The following is a 17,220-nucleotide window of genomic DNA, read 5'->3' on the forward strand; positions in this document are numbered from 1 at the left end:
GTCGGCGTCGATGGTCGCGATGTCGCCCGTGCGCAGCCAGCCGTCCGGGAAGCTCTCCGGGTGCTCGCCGCCGAAGTAGCGCGTGGCGACCCACGGTCCGCGGATCAGCAGCTCACCGCGGGAAACGCCGTCGTGCGGCTGGTCCGTGCCGTCGTCGCCGACGAGCCGCCACTGCAGCCCCGGCAGCAGGCGGCCCTGCTTGCGCACGGACCGCCGCCGTTCGGTGGGCTCGACCACGGACGGGAGCGGCTTCGAGAACGTGCCCATGGGCGAGATCTCGGTCATCCCCAGCCCTGGAACGCCGGGATGCCGAGCGCGTCGAGGGCCCGCAGCAGTTCGTCGTCCGGCGGCGAACCGCCGAGCACGAGCGCGCGCAAGCTGCTCACGTCGGTGCCGGTCGTGCTGACGTGCCGCACGAGGTCGGCCGCGACCGTCGGCACCATGCCGGTGTAGGTGACGCGCTCGGTTTCGATGATCTTCGCGATCTGGGCGGGCACCGGGTGGGGACCGGGCAGCACCTGCTTGGCGCCCGTCATGAGCGCGGCGAACGGGATGCCCCACGCGTTGGCGTGGAACATCGGCACGACGTGCAGCACGGTGTCGCGTTCGCTGATCGCGTGGCCGTCGGCGAGGCACGCGGCGAACGTGTGCAGGTACAGCGAACGGTGCGAGTACCCGACGCCCTTGGGCGAACCCGTGGTGCCCGACGTGTAGCAGAGCGCCGCGAGCGCGTTCTCGTCGACGCGCGGCGGGTCGAGCAGCGGCGGGCCCTCGGCCACGAGCGCCTCGTAGTCCAGCGTGCCGGGGGCCGGCCCGTCCGTCGTGACGACGACCAGGCCCGGCCGCTCGGCGCGCGCTGCTTCGAGCTTCGGCAGCAACGAGGTGTCGGCGACCACGACGACGTCCTCGGCGTGCCCGAGCACGTACGCGATCTCCGTCGGCTCCAGCCGCAGGTTCACCGTGTGCAGCACGGCCCCCGCGAGCGGCACCGCGTGGTAGAGCTCGAGGTGCCGCCGGTGGTTCCAGGCGAGGGTGGCGACCCGGTCACCGGGCCGCACCCCCAGCCGGACCAGGGCGCCCGCGAGCGCGACGACGCGTTCGTGGAAGTCCCGGTTGGTGTAGCGGTGCGTCGGCGCACCGGCCCCGTACTCGACGATCTCCTTGGCGGGGAAGAACTCCCGCGCGCGGTGCAGGAGGTCGGTGAGCACGAGTGGCTGGTTCACCCCGCCACCTCCGCCGTCTCGGCCAGCCGCTGCCGCACCTGCGGCACGATCTTCGTCGCGAGCAGCTCGATGCGCGCGGAGCCGCTGTCCACCGGTTCGCCGGGCAGCTGGGCCCAGAAGTGCACGTCCTTGATCTGCGGCCGGCCGCGCAGCAGCGCGGTCAGCTCGTCGACGGCCGTGGCCGGGTCCCACAGCTGGAACGCACCACCCTCGACGATCTGGTCGGCCGTCTCGAACTTCGGCACGACGTCGGGCGGGCCGAAAGCGCCCCACTGGATGTAGTTGTTCAGCTGGTAGAGCGCGTGCTGCCCGATGCGGGCCCACTCCCGTTCCGGGTCCTCCGCGATCACGGCCCACTGGCCGGCGTAGATCGCGCCCTCGGCCGAGGACTTGCCCACGCGGTCCAGTGCGTCCACATAGGACTGCTGGTGCGCGTTCTGGGTGCTGAGGAACCCGTCGGAGATGCGGGCCGCGCGTTCGATGGCCGGCTCGGCCATCGCGCCGACGAGCAGCTTCGGCGTCGTCTCGGGCTTCGGCGTGATCTTCACCGAAGGCAGCTGGAACCGCCTGCCCTGGAACGGTTTCTCCTCACCCGACCACGCCTGCCGGATCACCGCGACGCTCTCCTCGAGCAGGCTCGGCCGGTGCTTGAGGTTGCGGTCGAACGCGGCGAACTCGGGAGCCCAGTAGCCCTGGCCGAGCCCGAGGTCGAAGCGGCCGCCGGTCAGCAGCGACAGCGTGGCGGCGTCCTCGGCGAGGCGCACCGGGTTGTGCAGCGGCGCGATCACAAGGTTCGTGCCGATGCGCATTCTCTTCGTGCGCTCGCCGATGGCGGCGGCGAGCGTGTAGGGCGAGGGCGTGTAGCCGTCCTCGCAGAAGTGGTGCTCCGTCAGCCACACCGAGCCGATGCCGATGCTCTCCGCCCACGCGAGCTGGTCCAGCGCCTCGCGGTAGAGGGTCGAGAACGGCCGGAACCACTGCTCGGGGTTGCGGAAGTCGTACCAGAGCCCGAAGTTGACTTCTTGATCGGTCACGCCGTCTCCTTTGTCGACGTTCGCCTGCTCCTCACACCGTGCTCAGCCGCCCGGCCGCGGGCCAGCCCCGATCGCGGGTGGCGTTGTGGGCCGCTCCAACGTCACGGCGTCACCCCCGCCGTCGCCAGTGCATCGTCGAGCAGCGCCGGCACGTCGTGCTCCAGCGCGGCGGCGTAGTCGGTGGTGAGCTCTCCGGTCAGGAACTGCGACCACGCCGCTTCGACGATCGCGGCGAGCTTGAACAGCGCGAGGCAGCGGTAGTAGCGGACGTCCGGGATCGTGCGGCCCACGGCGTCCTCGTAGCGCGCGAGCAGGTGGCCCCGGCCGGGCGCGCCGGGCACGCGGGACACGGCCTGGATGGCGGGCATCGCCGTGCCGCGTTCGCCCCACAGCGCGAGCAGCAGGCCGAGGTCGAGCAGCGGGTCGCCGATCGTCGCCATCTCCCAGTCGATCACGGCGGCCAGCCGCGGCTCGTGCGCGGCGAACAGGCAGTTGTCGAGGTGGAAGTCGCCGTGCAGCAGGGCGGGTTCGCTGCCTGCCGGCTGGTGTTCGTCGAGCCAGGTGGCGATCTTCGGCATGGCCGGCAGCGGCCGGCGCGCGATGCCTTCCCACTGGCGGTACCAGCGCGTGACCTGCCGGTCGAGGAACCGCTCGGGCCGGCCGAAGCCGGTGAGGCCGGCCGCCCGCCAGTCGAGCGTGTGGACGGCGGCGAGGGCGTCGATGACCTCGTCGGCGACCTTCGTGAGGTCCGTTTCGGGGTACGGCAGCGTGTCCGTGATCGACACGGAGTCGCGCACGTGCTCCATCACCAGGAACGGGGCCAGCGGCACCTCCGGGTCCTCGCACAGCGCGACGGGCCGCGGCGCCCGCACCGGCGTCGGCGCGAGCGCGCTCAGCAGCCGGTGCTCTCGCGCGACGCTGTGCGCCGAGGCCGACAACGCGTGGCTCGGCGGGCGCCGCAGCACGAACCCCGCGTCGGCGCCCGAGAGCAGGCACGTCTCGTTGGAGTTTCCTCCAGTCAGCCGCGTGAGCTCCCACGGCCCGGGGTCGCCCGTGTGCGCGGTGAGCCAGTCGGCAAGTGGCCGCTGCAGCAGCTGCGCCGTCATTGGGCCAGTTCCAGCTGCTCGCGGAAGCGGTCCAGCGCCGCGGCGCGGCGCGTCGGGATGTGCTCCGTCGGCACCTTCGCCGGCTGGTACGGCTTGAGCAGCCGCCGCGCGACGGTCACGCGGTGCACCTCGTCGGGCCCGTCGTAGATGCGGGCCGCGCGCGCCCAGCGGTACATCTGCTCCAGCGGCATGTCGGTGGAGAAGCCGAGCGAGCCGTGAACCTGGATCGCGCGGTCGATCACGTCGTGCAGCACGGTGGCGCCGTGGTACTTGATCATCGCGATGCCGGTGCGCGCGGCCTTGGCCCCGACCTGGTCGATCTGCCACGCGGTGTGCAGCGTGAGCAGGCGCGCGGACTCGATCTGCGCGGCGCTGTCGGCGACCCAGTTCTGGATCGTCTGCTTGTCCGCGAGCGGCCCGCCGTGCACGTCGATGCTCACCGCGCGCTCGCACAGCATGTCGAACGCGCGCCGGCACACCCCGACCCAGCGCATGCAGTGGTGGATCCGCCCGGGCCCCAGGCGTTTCTGCGCCAGCGCGAACGCTTCACCGCGCTCGCCGAGCAGGTTCTCCCGCGGGATCCGCACGTTCTCGTACCCGACCTCGCAGTGCGACCAGATGGGGTTGCGGTGCTCCGGGTCGTTCATCAACCCGATCTCGCGCGTGGTGATCCCCGGCGCGCTCGTCGGCACGATCAGCATCGACATGCGGTGGTGCGGATCGGCAGCGGGCTCCGTCACGGCCATCACGATGTGGAAGTCGGCGCGGGAAGCGTTGCCCACGAACCACTTCGCGCCGTTGAGCACCCACTCGTCGCCCTCGAGCCGGGCGTTCGTGGTGAACTGCCGCGGGTCGGAGCCGGTGCCCTGCTCGGTCATGGAGAAGGCCGACAGCAGCGTGCCGTCGAGCAACGGCCGCATCCACTGGGACTTCTGCGCCTCGGTCCCCGCGATGGCGAGCAGCTCCGCGTTGCCGGAGTCCAGCGCCTGGCAGCCGAAGACGTACGGCGCGAACTCGCTGGTCCCGAGGATCTCGTGCAGCAGCCCCAGCTTCAGCTGCCCGTAGCCCTGGCCGCCCAGCTCGGGCCCCAGGTGCGCGGCCCACAGTCCGTGGTCCTTCACCCGCTGCTGCAACGGTTTCGCGAGGCGCCGGAACCCCTGGTGGTCGAGGTCGAGCACCTCCAGCGGGTAGATCTCGCTGCGCACGAACTCCCGCGCCCAGTCCAGCTTCGCCGCGAACTCCGGTTCCGTGGAGAAGTCCCAGGTCATGTGCCGCCCTTCCGGTCCGCCTACGCCTCCACGCTAGGAACGGCGGCGGCGCGGCGACCAGCGGAGCCGGCCGGAGCGGTTGTGGCTTTCTCCAGCGGTCAGTTGTCGACGACGTACCACTTGCCGCCGCGGTACTCCATGGTCGCGTCGCCGAGGTCGCTGTCGGTGAACTTGACACTCGCCTTGACGGCGCTGGCCGGGATTTCGACCTTCGTCGCGCTGTCCTTGGTGATGCGGGACTCGTCGACGGTGGCGCTGCGCAAGGCGCGCTTCTGCGTGGCGGAGATCATCTGGAAGGTGATCGGGATCGTCTGCTCGCACGTCCCGAAGCCCTCATCCTCCGCCTTCTTGGCGGCCGGGCCGGCGATTTCGCAGACCGTCGTCACGTCTTCCCGGCCGATGGCGCCGAGGAACGTCTCGTAGCGCTGGACGGCGCCCTCGACCGAGCTGGACACCGCCGAGGTGGCCGGCTGGGTCGACGTGGACGGCGGGTTCGACGTGGTCGTCGGGGCCGCGGCGGTGGTCGGCGCCGTGGTCGAGCCCGTCGCTGCGCTCGACGAAGCCGGCAGCGCCGTGCCGCCTTCCGAGCTCGAGCATCCGGCGATCAGCAGGGCGGCGCCCACGGTCAGGACAGAGAGTGCACGAGCGGACATGAGGCACCTTTCAGGCTGCGGTGATCGTTCGGAGGATAGCGACAGAAGCCGGGTGACGGGGGCTGAATCTAGCGCCTCGAGCAGGGAACTGTTACACATTTGCGTGAACTGCCACGCTGGCGGCGGTTTGTCGGCTATCGTCCGCGATGGCTCCGTTCGGAGCGGTGGTCCTTGTGGGGAAGGTCGATGCACATGCGACGAACACTGGTCATCGTGGCGTGCCTGGGGACAGCGGTCGCTGTCGCCGGCTGTGGCGGCGGGACGGACGGCGGCAGCGCCTCGGGGCCGACCGGTTCGGTGCCCGCCGCACAACCACCGACGTCCGCCGAACCCGCGGCCAAGACCGCCGATCCGCCCACCGCGTTCGACGCGGGTGCCGCCGTCGGCCTGCCCGCTGAAGCACTGCGCGCCAACGTGGCCGGCAACGTCGTGTCGACGTTCGTCACCTTGCGCGACCGCACGGGTTACGTCATCACGCCGACCGCGATGAACGCGGTGGACGTGCTGACCGGCCGGCAGAAGTGGAGCGTCCCGGTCGAGGGCGAGCCCGGCGACCCGAACAACCAGAGCGGGCCGTTCGTCAACCCCACCGGGCCGCGCCCGCCCGCGGTCACCGACAAGCTCGCCGTCGCCGCCGTTCCCGTTGTCAGGCCGGAGAAAGGCACCACTCCGGCTTACATCACGCTGTCGGTGATCGCCGCGGATACCGCCACGGGCACCAAGGCGTGGCAGGCCGACCTCAAGGTGTCCGAGGACCAGTACGCCGACGCCGGCAACGCCGTCACCGAGGTCGTCGCCGTCACCGACAAGGCCGTGATCGCCCGCTACAGCCGCCAGGACGAGGAGCACGTCACGGTCGCGCTCGATCCCGCCACTGGCAAAACCCTGTGGCAGCGCAAGGATTACGACGCCGGCAGCCTCCACGGCGACATCCTCGTCGGCACCGACTACAACGTGCCCGAGAACTCCTCGATGACGCAGGCCACCGCCCTCGACGTGGCCACCGGCCAGCAGAAGTGGGTCGGTGCGCGCGAATCGTCCCAGCTCACCATGGTCCCCGCCGATCCGGCGCTGGTCGTGGTCAACCGCACCGATTACGGCTCCGGCCACCCCTTCCTGCTGTTCCTCGACCCCGCGACCGGTGCGGAGAAGGCGAAGGTCGAAGGCGAAGGCGGCTTCGGCTCCCGGTCTTACGGCGAATGCCTCTACGACCAGCAGTCGGTGCTGGTGTGCAACGAAGACGGCGTGCTCACCGCCTACGACGCCAAAACCGCCGGCAAACTCTGGACCCTGCCCGACGAAGCCGCCAACCGCGTCGCCCCCGACCCCACCGCCGCCTGGCACGGCGCCCTCTACGGCAAAACCCAAGGGGGACAACCGATCGTGCTGGACGCCAAGACGGGCAAGGACCGCTCCACCGAGGACGTCGGCGCCGCGCCGGTCCTGGTCAGCGAGTACGCCGGCCTCGCCGCCGACAAGGACGGCGCCCCGAAGGCGTACCCGGTCAAGAACTGAGGCGCGCCGTCGCCGGTTCTTGGGCGTCCCGCAAAAGTTGCGGTTGGTGACTGAGATTCTTGGGGTGTGGAGGGGTTTCAGCTACTGTCGGATGGTCAGTGGGCGTTGATCGAGAAGTTGCTGCCGGTCCGTGCCGGTAAGCGTGGTCGGCCGTTCTCGGACGCGCGGGCGATGGCCGAGGGGATCATCTATCGGTATCGGTGCGGGACCGCGCGGCGGGACGGGCCCCGCCGAGTTCGGTCCGTGGCAGACGATCCGCGGCCCGGCACCGACGCCTGACCCCCGATGGGATCTGCGAGGTGGTGTTGCAATGCCTGCCGACCGAAGCAATCCGGCCATCGGAAGCTTGGTGCCTCACGCGGTGGTCGCCACCGCTGTTCGATTCGACTTTGAGGTGCTGGCCCTCGCCGCGCACCACGGCTACCGGCGCGTACACCGCCGCGCAGACCGTGCTTTCCCATGCGAGTGGGGTGCCCCGAATGTGGAGTGACAGCCCTTACGCCAGACGGTTCTCACGATCAAGATCGACTCCATGAAGACTTCACAACACCTCGCCTCGTGGACCCTCACCGGCGGCCTGGTACTGGCCGTCGGACTGCTCGCCGCCCCCGTCGCCGACGCGGCACCGGCGACGGGCTGCCAGACCTTCCCGGACCGCAACTACTGCGTCTACAACGCCCCCAACGGCGGGTTCGTCTCGATCGCCGCCTTCAAGGGCCGGGTGGAGGCCGGCAAGAGCGACGGCGGCAACACCTGGCTCGACAGCAGCGCCCACAACCACGTTGCGGCCGGGCCCGGCCAGGTCCAGGCGAGCTCCAACGCATCGCTGAAGTGGCGGGCCTGCGCCTGGTTCGACCAGGGCTCGGTGCTGCCGGACGTCGTCGGCTGCACGCCGTGGGTGCAAGGCCGGTAGCCGGCGGGGTCGGACTCGGCGTCGAGTCCGGGTCAGGACCTAGCTCTCGGGCTCCATCCGCAGCAGTTCGCGGGCCAGCGCGTCGTTCTGGCGGAACATGATCGCGTTGGTCCGCGGGCGGGTGAAGGCGCCGGGTGAGCGGGTGGTGGTGTGCACGCCCATGGCGAAGCGGCGTGGGTGGGGTGCGCCGGCGGCGTCGAGCAGGCGCGAGTCGGTGATGCGGGTGGCGATGCGGCCGGACGGCAGGTCCGCGCCGGTCGCGTCCGGCACCTGTTCTTCGGCGAGCGTGCCCGCGTCGCGCATCTGTTGCAGCAGCGCGTCGGACACGCGCGGCACGCTCGCCTCCGGCAGGCGGGCCTCGATGAGGGTCCGGGCCGTGACGACGTCGGGGAAGCTGGAGCTCGAGGCGGCGAACACGCCGGTGTCCTCTTCGGCCGTCACGAGCAGGTCCGCGCCCAGGAACGACACGAGCCCGGCGTCGGCCAGCGCGAGCAGTTCCTCCAGCCGGCGCGGCGGCGGGCCGCTCGCGTAGTAGGAGAAGAAGCCCTTGAACCAGCCGTCGAGGTCCGCGACCTGCGACGCGGCCGAGAGCCGGCCCGTCATGAGCAGCGCGGGCAGCTGGCCGACCACCGACAGCAGCGCCATGAACGCACCGAGGTCCGCGCTGAAGCGCTGGTCCGCCCGCCGCGCGAGGTCGGCTTCGACGTACTCGCGCACGGCCTTGCCGAAGTGCTCCGCGGACTCGAACCACTCGCCGCCGAACGGGCGGTCCAGCCGCTCCAGGTCCAGCCGGTCCTCCTCGGCGGGCACGGCGGCCGCGATCAGACTGTCCAGTTCGGACGTTCCCCAGGCCAGATCCGCGAACGCGTCGGCGAACACCGCGAAGTCCGTGCGCACGCGGTCGGGGTGGCCGGTGAACAGCTCGGTGTAGTACGCCCACGCGAGTTCTTTGGCGATCAGGGGCCAGACGTCCGCGCGGAAGTCGAGCGGCGCGGCCTTCGCGCACAGCTGCTCGATCGCGTACGAGTCGAAGAACCTGGGCAGCTGCAACGGTTTCCCGCGCAGCCGGTAACCCGTCTTCGCGTGGTACGGCACCCCGCGGCGGGACCCGACGTGCAGCACGGGCTCGGCGCCGCTCGGGTGGTAGCGCAGACCGCCGCCCGGCAGGTCCTCGAAGCGCCCGCCGCGGCCTTCGGTGAGCAGCAGCATCAGGTCGACGAACGCGAGGCCCAGCCCGCGCACCAGCACGGGCTCGCCGGCCGGCACGGCGGAGTAGTCCACGTCGGCGGTGTAACCCGCCGGGTAGTACCGCAGGTCGTGGCGGCCGGCGAAGGACTCCAGCAGGCTTTCCGCCGGGTCGGGCTGCGCGTCGAGGTGCCCGACGGTCAGCAGCACGGCGTCGGCCGTGAGCACCTCGCCGTTCTCCAGCCGCACGCGCTGCGGCGGCCCGTCCTCGATCGCGACGGCCGCGCTGCGGTGCTCCACGACCTCGAGGCCCGCCGGCAGTTCGGCCAGCAGCTTCTCGTAGAACCACCGCAGGTACAGGCTCTGCAGCCGCCGGGTCGGGAAGTCGGTGCTGGCCAGCGCGTCGAACTCGGCGCGCAGGTCGGGCGGCACGGGGTAGCCGATCTCGCCGGAGCGCACCTGCCGCGCCCACTCGATGAGCGACGGCCCGGGCGTGACCGGTCCCTCCATGCGCACCGTTTCGTCGGTGTAGACGGTGACGTCCTCGGGCATCGAGTTCATCCGCAGCAGCGGCGACTGCTCGTAGCGCCACACCCGCCCCGGCCCGACCGGGAACGGGTCGATGAGGTGCACCACGAAGCGACGGCCGCCGAGCAGCTCGGCGGCGTTGGCGGACAGCCGTTCCAGGACCCCGACCCCACGAGGCCCGGCGCCCACGACGGCGAGTGTGAACGTCGCGTGATCGGCCACGAACCCGAAGCTACGCCGGCCAAGTGGCCACGAGGGTGCCCTCCCACAGTGCGGACGCCCCCGGACACCGAAACCGCCCGGTGCCTACGCACTCCCCACCCGGGCGCAGATGCACTACGGTCCCGTAGCGACCGCGCGAATGTGGCGCACACCACATCTTCGGTTCCTCGTGATCTTGACGGCGCTCAGCGCTATCGTCTGGACACCCGGAGAACTGTCCGTGACCCCTTGGATACCGGCGAAAGAACCTAGAGATTCACCAACAGTCACGAGACACTGACCTTGGCAACTCACGTTTTGTGATTGACCCGTGACCACGAGGTCCTATGGTCACCGCCTGATCACCGTGCGGCACGATCTGCACACGAACATCGGGAGAAGTACGCATGACGGCAGCACCGGGACGGGTCACGTTCCGCGAGGTGTTCGGAGTCGCCGAGTTCCGCGCCATGTGGTTCGGCGAGCTGCTGTCGATAGCGGGTGACCAGCTGGCCCGCGTCGCCCTCTCCGTGCTGGTCTACGCCAATACCCAGTCGGCCACGCTGACAGGCCTCACCTACGCGCTGACATTCTTCCCGTCGCTGCTCGGCGGGATCTTCCTCACCGGCTTCGCCGACCGCTTCGCGCGCCGGACGGTGATGGTGACCGTCGACGTGATCCGCGCGGCGCTGATCCTGCTGGTGGCGATCCCCGGGCTGCCGTTCTGGGCGCTGTGCGTGTTCGTCGGGTGCGTGTCGCTGCTGAACCCACCGTTCAAGGCGTCACAGCTCGCGCTGCTGCCACAGGTGCTCGAAGGTGACCGGTTCGTGGTCGGCATGGGTATCCGCAGCATGACGGTGCAGTCGGCGCAGCTGCTCGGCTTCGCCGGCGGCGGCGCGCTGCTGCTGGCGGTCGACCCGCGGCTCGCGCTGGTGCTCGACGCCGGCACGTTCATCCTGTCGGCGCTGTTCGTCCGCTTCGGCGTGCAGGCGCGCCCACCGGCCGCGAGCGCTGAGAAGCGCAAGCCGTTCTTCGCCTCGCTGAGCGCGGGCGGCAAGGTCGGCTTCGCGACGGCCGCGCTGCGCTCCCTGATGCTGTTCACCTGGCTGGCCGGCCTGATGCCCGTGTACGAGGGCATCGCGGCGCCGTACGCGGCGTCGGCGGGCGGCGGCCCCGAGATGATCGGCCTGCTGCTCGCGGCCGACCCGGTGGGCAGCGTGATCTTCACGTTCATCTACACGCGCTGGGTGCCCGCCGAAGCGCGGCCGAAGCTGATCGGCCCGATGACGGCGCTCGCGGCGATCCCGCTGCTGCTGTGCTTCCTGCAGCCGGGGCCGGTCGTGTCGATCATCCTGTTCGTGATCTCCGGCGGGTTCGGCACGATCGCGCTGCTGCAGGCGACGGCCTCGCTCACCGTCGCAGTGCCGGACATGAGCCGGGCCCAGACGATGGGCCTCTCCAACACGGGCCTGACGACCACGATGGGCGTGGTCCCCCTGATCGGCGGCGTCCTGGCCGACCACCTGACGGCCCAGACCACGGTCGGGTTGTTCGGGCTCGCCGGACTCGTGATCACGATCCCGCTGACGATCATGTGGCAGCGGACGCTGGCCGTCCGATCCGACGAGGGCGGCGAGGGCACGGCGAAAGAAGCCACCCGCGCGGAACACGCCTGAGGCGGGCCGCCGGGCGAGGCGAGCACCATCGGGCGATGTTCCACCCGATCGGCGGGTCCGAGATTGCTGGTCAGCTTGCCCGATTTGACCATTTCTCGAGTAAGATTAATCTAACGATCATGTGACGGCGCCCGTCGGCGCCGTGCTCGCACGAGGGCACGGCGAAGGAAGCCACACGCGCCGAACATGTACAACATGTTCCACGCGTGGGCTCTGACCTGCGCGACCTTGCGGTGCTGCTACGCGGTCACTGATCCTTGCTGCGCATAGCTGGTCACCCTTCATCCGGCGTGTTCGGGAAAAAGGTACACACCTAAGGCCCTTGTGGACAGGCCGCAAACGGCCCGAAACTGTGCGTGAGGAGATTGTCACCGGACACCAGCGCAAGGGCTTGGGGGAAAAATGGTCACATCGGGGGAACGGTCTGGACAGGGTCTCGTTGCTGCGGTCAGGGGCTGGGCCCTGTGGTCGCGGCCGCGACGGTGGATCGCCGTCACGCTCACGAGCATGGCCGTCGCCGTGGTCCTGGCCGCCGCGAGCAGCCTGCTGGTGCCGGTCACGGCGGGCGAGCTGCGGCTGTTCGCGCTGATCAGCGGCCTGGCCGTGGCGCAGACCGAGATCACCCGGCAGATCGAGCGGCAGCGCCGGATGCTGAGCCGGGGCCCGCACATCAACGTGACGTCCGTGTGGCTGCTGCCCGCCGCGCTGCTGGTGCCGCCGCAGCTGGTGGCCGCGCTGGCCGTGCTGCTGTACGTCTACCTCGCGTTCCGCAGCTGGAACGGCACCCGTCCGGGTGAAGCCCACCGCGTCGCCGCCAACGCGACCACGATGATCCTGTCCGGCTTCGGCGCCGCCTTCGCCGGCCACCTCGCCAGCGGCCAGGGCGTCGCGACCGTCGCCGCCGCCGCGCTCGGCTACTTCGCCGTGAACACCGCGCTCACCGGCCTCGGCCTCTACCTGGCCGACCCGGTGAAGGCCACCCCCGCGTCCTGCCTCGGCACCATGGACGACAACCTCCTCGAGGCGTCGATCCTCTGCGTCGGCGGCCTGCTGACGATGGTGCTCACCAACGAGCCGCTCCTGTCGGTGCTGGTGATCCTGCCGCTGTACGTGCTTCAGCGCTCCGTGCTGATCAAGCGCCTCGAGGAGCTCGCGACCACGGACCAGAAGACGCAGCTGCTCAACGCCACCACGTGGCAGGACGGCGCCCAGCGCGAGATCTCCCGCGCCGAGCGCGAGCGCGGCAGCTTCGGCGCGCTGATGATCGACCTGGACCACTTCAAGTCCATCAACGACACGTTCGGCCACCTCGCCGGCGACGACGTCCTCAAGGCGGTCGCCGCCGTCGTCAAGCAGGAGACCCGCGCCCACGACCTGGTCGGCCGCTTCGGCGGTGAGGAGTTCGTGGCCCTGCTGCCCTCGACGTCGAAGGAAGACGCGATCACCACCGCGGAACGCATCCGCCAGCGCATCAGCGAACTCGTGATCCCGACCCACACCAACGAAGGCGAGGCCGTCGAGATCATGCAGCGCACGGCGTCGATCGGCGTCGCGTCGTTCCCCGTCGACGGGTCCAGCATCGAGGAAGTGATGGCGTCCGCGGACGCCGCGGTGTACGCGGCCAAGCACGGCGGCCGCAACCGCGTGGTCGGCTCGGCCTCCACAGTGGACTCGACGAACTCGACGGACTCGGTCGCTTCGGTGGCGGTTCCCGCGCTCGCGGCGGTCGCCTGACCGCCGCGCTCAGCGGGACCGGCCGACTACCTCCCCCTCGCCGGCCGGTCCCGCGCCCACCTCCGGCGCGGGCGCGGCTCCTCCTCACCGCACTCGGCAGCGTCCACCACTTCAGGACAGCCGGCCCAACGCCTGGGTCACAGCGAACCACCCGGCGCCGGGACCGGTCCCCGGGTCCGTCGCCGGCTTTCCTCCCGCAGTTCACGGTCGCCGTCACCGGGCCGAGCGTCCTCGACAGCACCTGCCACGTCCCGGTCCGCGACGCCCGAACCGGCGCGGCCGTGGGGAACTTCAGCCTCCCCGGCACTTCGTCAGGCGAGAAGAGCTGCCCGTACCGGATCGAGAACTACCTGAAGCCACTGGCCCGCGGACTCGACGACGACGCGCTCGAACGAGCCCTGCGGCTGCTCCGCGATTCCGCGCGCTAGTGCTCTTCGCCGAGGTGGCGGAGGAATGCGTCCCAGGCAGCGGCGGGATAACTGTGGCCGGGCTGGGCCGGGGCCTTCGAGTCGCGCACGAGGACTTCGGAGCGATCGAGCGCGACCTCAACGCAGGCGCCTTCTTTGTCGCTGTAGCTACTCTTGCGCCACCCTGTCTCGATCACGTTCTTCGGCCTCCTCCGCCAATCCTCGGACGAATTCGACGGAGGCCTCGGGGTTCATCGCGACCGCGCGAATCCGCTTCAGCGCCGCGCGGTACTGCTCGACGTCGTACTCATCGGGCACGAAGCAGCCGGAGCTGAAGTTCTCGAAGTAGATCACTGGGCCAGAATTCTCCTGGCCGAAGAGGATGAATCGGCCCTCCAAGCCCGGATGCCAGCCGATCCCGCTGGGAACCACTCGCAGCGAAATCGTGGGCTTTGCGGACGATGCCACCAGAGCGCGCAGCTGGTCGGCCATCGTCGCCGTGCCGCCGATCGATTCGCGCAGGGCCGCTTCGCCGATCAGGCCTTCGAACGGCACTGCTTCGTAACCGGCGATGAGCTTGCGGCGCGCCATTCGCACCGCGACCCGCCGCTCGATTTCGGCTTGGTCGAGCGCGGATGCGGAGAAGATCGCCCGCGCGTACCCCGGCGTCTGGAGCAAACCCGGGAGGACCATTGGTGCCCACTCCACGATCTCCGTCGCCGCGCGCTCGCACGCGAGGACGCCGGCCATGTGGTTCGGCGCTCCAGGGAGGCCGTAGGTGATCCAGCCGGGCTCAGCTGATCCGCGGGCCATGTACATGATCCGCCGCTTTTCGTCGCCCACCACGCCCAGCGCACCGAGGACCCCGGCCACGTCCTCGACCGACGGCACCCGGGAACCCCGCTCCCAGTGCGACACCAGCGACGGGTTCACCCCGATCCGCCGCGCCAGCTCGCGCAGGCTGAAGTGGGCGCCGAGCCGGGCTTCGCGCAGGGAAGCGCCCAGGGTGCGGATCCGCGGCGTGAGCATGGCGGTGCCTTTCATGCACCGAACGTAAGTGTCCACACCTGTCAACACCGGGACCCGCACCCGGGATCACCCGAACGAACGCGGGCTCACTTCAGGCCGGTGGCCTCGGCGGCAGCCGGGTCGGATTCGGTGAGGAAGGTCTTCACGCGCTCGTACTCGTCGGTCTCGCCGATGCGACCGGCCGCGATGCCGAGAGCGGCCAGCGCGCGCAGGAAACCCTGGTTGGGGCGGTGCGACCACGGCACCGGGCCGAAACCCTTCCAGCCGGCGCGGCGCAGCTGGTCGAGGCCGCGGTGGTAGCCGGTGCGGGCGTAGGCGTAGGCGGCCACCGTTTCGCCGGCTTCGAGGGCCTGCTCGGCCAGCGTGGCCCACGCGGCGCTGAAGTCGGGGTGTTCGGCGGCGACGGACGTCGGGCTGCTGCCCGCGTCGAGCGCGGCCTGGGCGGCGGTGTTCTCGGGCAGCAACGTCGGCTCGGGGCCCAGCAGGTTGTGCGTCATACCGACATTCTGCCCACGTCCCCGGGAACTCAGAGGAACAGGCTCGTCAGCACGCCTCCGCCGGCCAGCACGAGTGCGGCGATCACGACCGCGGCGACCACGCGTTTCGGCATCATGGCACGACTCCTTCCGACCTCAGGTGCGACATTTTTCGAGCGCAGGCGCGACCGTATCGAACGCAGCCGCGACACTATCGATCTCAGGCGCGACAGTCCGATCTCAGGCGCGACACTGCGATCTCAGCGCGACACTCTGCCGCCCCCACTGCTATCGAAGCAAGTCCGCCACCCGTAGGGGTGAACCCTGGTTTTCGAGCCCTTTGCCACGTTCCGCACCACCACAACGCGCGTGCCGGGAATGATGTCGATCCATGACGCAGGTTGACGTGATCCCGCGGAGCCCGGTGGGCAAGACGCGGCTCTTCTTCGAGCGGCACTGGCACCGGGGCGCACCCGGGCAGCCGACGCCGCCGTGGGTGCTGCGGTTCTGCTACGGGATGTGGCTGGCGGCGTTCGCGTTCAAGCTGCTGGGCTCGTCGTGGGACATGTCGTGGCACTTCAAGTGGCTGCGCGACGACCTCGCGCCGCCGCACCTGATCAACACCGTCGGCACGGTGATCATCATCGTGCTCGTCGCGATCCACAGCTACACGGGCCTGGGCTGCGACAAACCGTCGCTACGGCTGATGCAGACGGGGCTCGTGGTGTTCCTCGTCGCGGCGCCGCTCGACGTGATCAACCACCGCGTCAACGGCCTCGACCTCACCGCGTGGAGCCCGTCGCACCTGCTGCTGTACCTCGGCACCGGCATCATGCAGGCCGGCGTCCTGCTCGGCTGGCTGCGGCTCGCGCCGCCGGGGCGCTTCCGGACGGGCGTGCTGCTGGCGCTGTGGGCGTTCTTCCTGGAGAACACGTTCTTCCCCAACGGCCAGCAGGAGTACGGCGTGCTCGGCCTGCGCGCGTGGGAGCGCGGGACGCCGGAGGCGGAGCCTTCGCTGCTGACGTTCGCCGCGAACCAGATCGGCCACCCGGTGGACCGCACGGCGATCCTGCACTTCACGATGCCGATCCCGGAGTGGGTCTACCCGCTGTGGGGCATCGGCGTCACGGCCCTGATCCTCGTGCTGGCCCGCCGCACGCTGGGCTTCCGCTGGGCGGCGCTTTCGGTGGCGGGCGCGTACGTCGCGTACCGCTGCGTGATGTGGCCGCTGCTGCTGGGGCTGGGTTTCCCCGTGTCGACGGTGCCGTTCTACCTGCTGGCCGTCGGCCTGGCGGTGGACCTCGCCGTGACGATCGGCGCCGGCCACCGCGTCGCCACGGCGGCCATCGGGGCCTTGCTGGTGTCGGCCTTCGGGTACGGCGCGCTGTGGGTCCAGTCGCAGCTGCGGCCGTGGCTGCTCGGTGACTCGCACACGGAGTCGGCGCCGCCGGTCGCGTACTGGACGGTGGCGGTGGCGCTGGTGGGCGTGTTCGTGTTGTGGGCTGCGGCGAGCCCGGTAACCCGCTGGTGGACGGCGCGGAAGGCGACCGTGTAGCACCACGTGCGACAGTGGGCTACACTTGTGCCATGCAGGTGATCACGCAGCGGGAGTTCCGCAACAACTCCGCCGCCGTCATGGACGCGGTCGAAGCCGGCGAGACTTTCCACGTGATGCGCAACGGCGTGGAGATCGCCGAGCTTCGACCGCTCCCGCGCCGCCGTCAGCTGACTGCCGAAGAGCTGGTCGAACGACACAAGCGGCTGCCCAAGGTGGATGCTGCCGCCATGAGGCGAGAGGCCGACGAATTCTTCCCGGAAGGACCGCTGCTGGGTGACGAGGACAACCCGTGGGAGCGCCGGCGTGGCTGAGCGCCGCGCGAAGGGCGTGCTCGACACCTGCACCTACATCGAGCTCCACGCACTCGACCCTCAAGTACTCCCGAGGTTTCCACAACTCACCGCAGTGACGATGGCGGAACTTCACCAGGGTGTCGTCATGACAGCCGACCCGGCGACGAAAAGCCTGCGGAACGAACAGCTCGGTGCGGCGATCGTCGAATTCGACCCGTTGCCGTTCGACGACGAAGCCGCGACGCGGTACGGGACCATGGTGGCGTTGACCATCGCCGCCGGCCGGTCTCCACGGCCGAGACAGCTGGACCTGATGATCGCCGCCATCGCCTCGACCCGAGGGCTGCCGCTGTACACCCGCAATCCGAAAGACTTCCGGGGCCTCGAAACCCAGGTGGAAGTCGTCGCGGTCTGAACGCGA

General features: G+C 70.3%; 17 protein-coding genes and 1 pseudogene. 9 read left to right on the top strand and 9 right to left on the bottom strand.

Features of this window, described 5'->3' with window-relative positions:
* Positions 1–132 precede the first annotated feature (132 nt).
* From ACIA77_RS09740 to ACIA77_RS09760, 5 genes and pseudogenes are all read right to left on the bottom strand, one after another.
* A pseudogene (locus ACIA77_RS09740) lies at positions 133–1,223 on the bottom strand (AMP-binding protein); the annotation flags it as partial.
* Positions 1,220–2,257 carry an LLM class flavin-dependent oxidoreductase gene (locus tag ACIA77_RS09745; RefSeq protein WP_395885379.1) on the bottom strand — a complete coding sequence of 346 codons (1,038 nt, stop codon included), beginning with the start codon at positions 2,255–2,257 and terminating at the stop codon, positions 1,220–1,222. The gene ACIA77_RS09745 and the pseudogene ACIA77_RS09740, both read right to left, overlap by 4 nt.
* 101 nt (positions 2,258–2,358) lie before the next feature.
* The gene (locus tag ACIA77_RS09750) at positions 2,359–3,363 is read right to left on the bottom strand and encodes a phosphotransferase family protein (protein WP_395885380.1); all 1,005 of its coding nucleotides are present in this window, start codon (positions 3,361–3,363) and stop codon (positions 2,359–2,361) included.
* Complete coding sequence (locus tag ACIA77_RS09755) at positions 3,360–4,631, bottom strand: acyl-CoA dehydrogenase family protein (RefSeq protein WP_395885381.1); 1,272 nt, start codon at positions 4,629–4,631, stop codon at positions 3,360–3,362. Before ACIA77_RS09755 ends, ACIA77_RS09750 begins: the two co-directional genes overlap by 4 nt.
* A 98-nt stretch (positions 4,632–4,729) precedes the next feature.
* Positions 4,730–5,284 (bottom strand): hypothetical protein, encoded by a 555-nt coding sequence (locus tag ACIA77_RS09760; RefSeq protein ID WP_395885382.1) that lies wholly within the window; start codon positions 5,282–5,284, stop codon positions 4,730–4,732.
* Positions 5,285–5,476: 192 nt separating this feature from the next.
* Here ACIA77_RS09760 and ACIA77_RS09765 point away from each other — a divergent pair, with 192 nt between their 5' ends.
* The 3 genes from ACIA77_RS09765 to ACIA77_RS09775 all read left to right on the top strand — a co-directional run bounded on the left by ACIA77_RS09765 (position 5,477) and on the right by ACIA77_RS09775 (position 7,712).
* Complete coding sequence (locus ACIA77_RS09765) at positions 5,477–6,799, top strand: PQQ-binding-like beta-propeller repeat protein (protein WP_395885383.1); 1,323 nt, start codon at positions 5,477–5,479, stop codon at positions 6,797–6,799.
* A 66-nt stretch (positions 6,800–6,865) separates the two neighbouring features.
* A complete protein-coding gene (locus ACIA77_RS09770) occupies positions 6,866–7,078 on the top strand; it encodes a transposase (RefSeq protein WP_395885385.1) in 213 nt (70 codons plus the stop codon).
* A gap of 253 nt (positions 7,079–7,331) precedes the next feature.
* Positions 7,332–7,712, top strand: a complete 381-nt coding sequence (locus ACIA77_RS09775) for a hypothetical protein (RefSeq protein WP_395885386.1) — start codon at positions 7,332–7,334, stop codon at positions 7,710–7,712.
* A 39-nt stretch (positions 7,713–7,751) separates the two neighbouring features.
* On the opposite strand, the gene ACIA77_RS09780 is transcribed toward ACIA77_RS09775, so the two are convergent.
* Positions 7,752–9,647 (bottom strand): FAD/NAD(P)-binding protein, encoded by a 1,896-nt coding sequence (locus ACIA77_RS09780; protein WP_395885387.1) that lies wholly within the window; start codon positions 9,645–9,647, stop codon positions 7,752–7,754.
* A 386-nt stretch (positions 9,648–10,033) separates the two neighbouring features.
* Here ACIA77_RS09780 and ACIA77_RS09785 point away from each other — a divergent pair, with 386 nt between their 5' ends.
* The 3 genes from ACIA77_RS09785 (at position 10,034) to ACIA77_RS09795 (ending at position 13,464) form a co-directional block, all read left to right on the top strand.
* A complete protein-coding gene (locus tag ACIA77_RS09785) occupies positions 10,034–11,302 on the top strand; it encodes an MFS transporter (protein ID WP_395885388.1) in 1,269 nt (422 codons plus the stop codon).
* Positions 11,303–11,809: 507 nt separating this feature from the next.
* Complete coding sequence (locus tag ACIA77_RS09790) at positions 11,810–13,036, top strand: GGDEF domain-containing protein (RefSeq protein WP_395885389.1); 1,227 nt, start codon at positions 11,810–11,812, stop codon at positions 13,034–13,036.
* A gap of 281 nt (positions 13,037–13,317) precedes the next feature.
* A complete protein-coding gene (locus ACIA77_RS09795; RefSeq protein ID WP_395885390.1) occupies positions 13,318–13,464 on the top strand; it encodes a hypothetical protein in 147 nt (48 codons plus the stop codon).
* Here ACIA77_RS09795 and ACIA77_RS09800 read toward each other — a convergent pair.
* From ACIA77_RS09800 to ACIA77_RS09810, 3 genes are all read right to left on the bottom strand, one after another.
* Entirely contained in the window at positions 13,461–13,640 is a 180-nt protein-coding gene (locus ACIA77_RS09800; RefSeq protein ID WP_395885391.1) for a DUF397 domain-containing protein, read from the bottom strand. The genes ACIA77_RS09795 and ACIA77_RS09800 overlap by 4 nt on opposite strands.
* The gene (locus ACIA77_RS09805) at positions 13,612–14,487 is read right to left on the bottom strand and encodes a helix-turn-helix domain-containing protein (protein ID WP_395885392.1); all 876 of its coding nucleotides are present in this window, start codon (positions 14,485–14,487) and stop codon (positions 13,612–13,614) included. The genes ACIA77_RS09800 and ACIA77_RS09805 overlap by 29 nt, the downstream gene beginning before the upstream one ends.
* 71 nt (positions 14,488–14,558) lie before the next feature.
* Positions 14,559–14,969: a DUF3151 domain-containing protein gene (locus ACIA77_RS09810; protein ID WP_395885393.1), complete on the bottom strand. Its 411-nt coding sequence runs from the start codon at positions 14,967–14,969 to the stop codon at positions 14,559–14,561.
* A gap of 370 nt (positions 14,970–15,339) precedes the next feature.
* Here ACIA77_RS09810 and ACIA77_RS09815 point away from each other — a divergent pair, with 370 nt between their 5' ends.
* The 3 genes from ACIA77_RS09815 to ACIA77_RS09825 are packed head-to-tail and all read left to right on the top strand — an operon-like array spanning position 15,340 to position 17,214.
* A complete protein-coding gene (locus ACIA77_RS09815) occupies positions 15,340–16,503 on the top strand; it encodes a hypothetical protein (protein ID WP_395885394.1) in 1,164 nt (387 codons plus the stop codon).
* A gap of 32 nt (positions 16,504–16,535) precedes the next feature.
* Positions 16,536–16,817 (top strand): type II toxin-antitoxin system Phd/YefM family antitoxin, encoded by a 282-nt coding sequence (locus ACIA77_RS09820; protein ID WP_395885395.1) that lies wholly within the window; start codon positions 16,536–16,538, stop codon positions 16,815–16,817.
* Between the two features lie 16 nt (positions 16,818–16,833).
* Positions 16,834–17,214: a type II toxin-antitoxin system VapC family toxin gene (locus ACIA77_RS09825; RefSeq protein WP_395885396.1), complete on the top strand. Its 381-nt coding sequence runs from the start codon at positions 16,834–16,836 to the stop codon at positions 17,212–17,214.
* The last annotated feature ends 6 nt before the right edge of the window (positions 17,215–17,220 follow it).

This window comes from Amycolatopsis sp. NPDC051903 (assembly GCF_044452505.1).
In the GTDB taxonomy this organism is placed as follows: Bacteria; Actinomycetota; Actinomycetes; order Mycobacteriales; family Pseudonocardiaceae; genus Amycolatopsis.

What these genes read in the sequence shown, in the direction of transcription:
- ACIA77_RS09760 (WP_395885382.1), bottom strand. Translation starts at nt 5,284, where the DNA reads ATGTCCGCTCGTGCACTCTCTGTCCTGACCGTGGGCGCCGCCCTGCTG.
- ACIA77_RS09815 (WP_395885394.1), top strand. Translation starts at nt 15,340, where the DNA reads ATGACGCAGGTTGACGTGATCCCGCGGAGCCCGGTGGGCAAGACGCGG.
- ACIA77_RS09755 (WP_395885381.1), bottom strand. Translation starts at nt 4,631, where the DNA reads ATGACCTGGGACTTCTCCACGGAACCGGAGTTCGCGGCGAAGCTGGAC.
- ACIA77_RS09805 (WP_395885392.1), bottom strand. Translation starts at nt 14,487, where the DNA reads ATGAAAGGCACCGCCATGCTCACGCCGCGGATCCGCACCCTGGGCGCT.
- ACIA77_RS09790 (WP_395885389.1), top strand. Translation starts at nt 11,810, where the DNA reads ATGGCCGTCGCCGTGGTCCTGGCCGCCGCGAGCAGCCTGCTGGTGCCG.
- ACIA77_RS09820 (WP_395885395.1), top strand. Translation starts at nt 16,536, where the DNA reads ATGCAGGTGATCACGCAGCGGGAGTTCCGCAACAACTCCGCCGCCGTC.
- ACIA77_RS09750 (WP_395885380.1), bottom strand. Translation starts at nt 3,363, where the DNA reads ATGACGGCGCAGCTGCTGCAGCGGCCACTTGCCGACTGGCTCACCGCG.
- ACIA77_RS09775 (WP_395885386.1), top strand. Translation starts at nt 7,332, where the DNA reads ATGAAGACTTCACAACACCTCGCCTCGTGGACCCTCACCGGCGGCCTG.
- ACIA77_RS09765 (WP_395885383.1), top strand. Translation starts at nt 5,477, where the DNA reads ATGCGACGAACACTGGTCATCGTGGCGTGCCTGGGGACAGCGGTCGCT.
- ACIA77_RS09810 (WP_395885393.1), bottom strand. Translation starts at nt 14,969, where the DNA reads ATGACGCACAACCTGCTGGGCCCCGAGCCGACGTTGCTGCCCGAGAAC.
- ACIA77_RS09785 (WP_395885388.1), top strand. Translation starts at nt 10,034, where the DNA reads ATGACGGCAGCACCGGGACGGGTCACGTTCCGCGAGGTGTTCGGAGTC.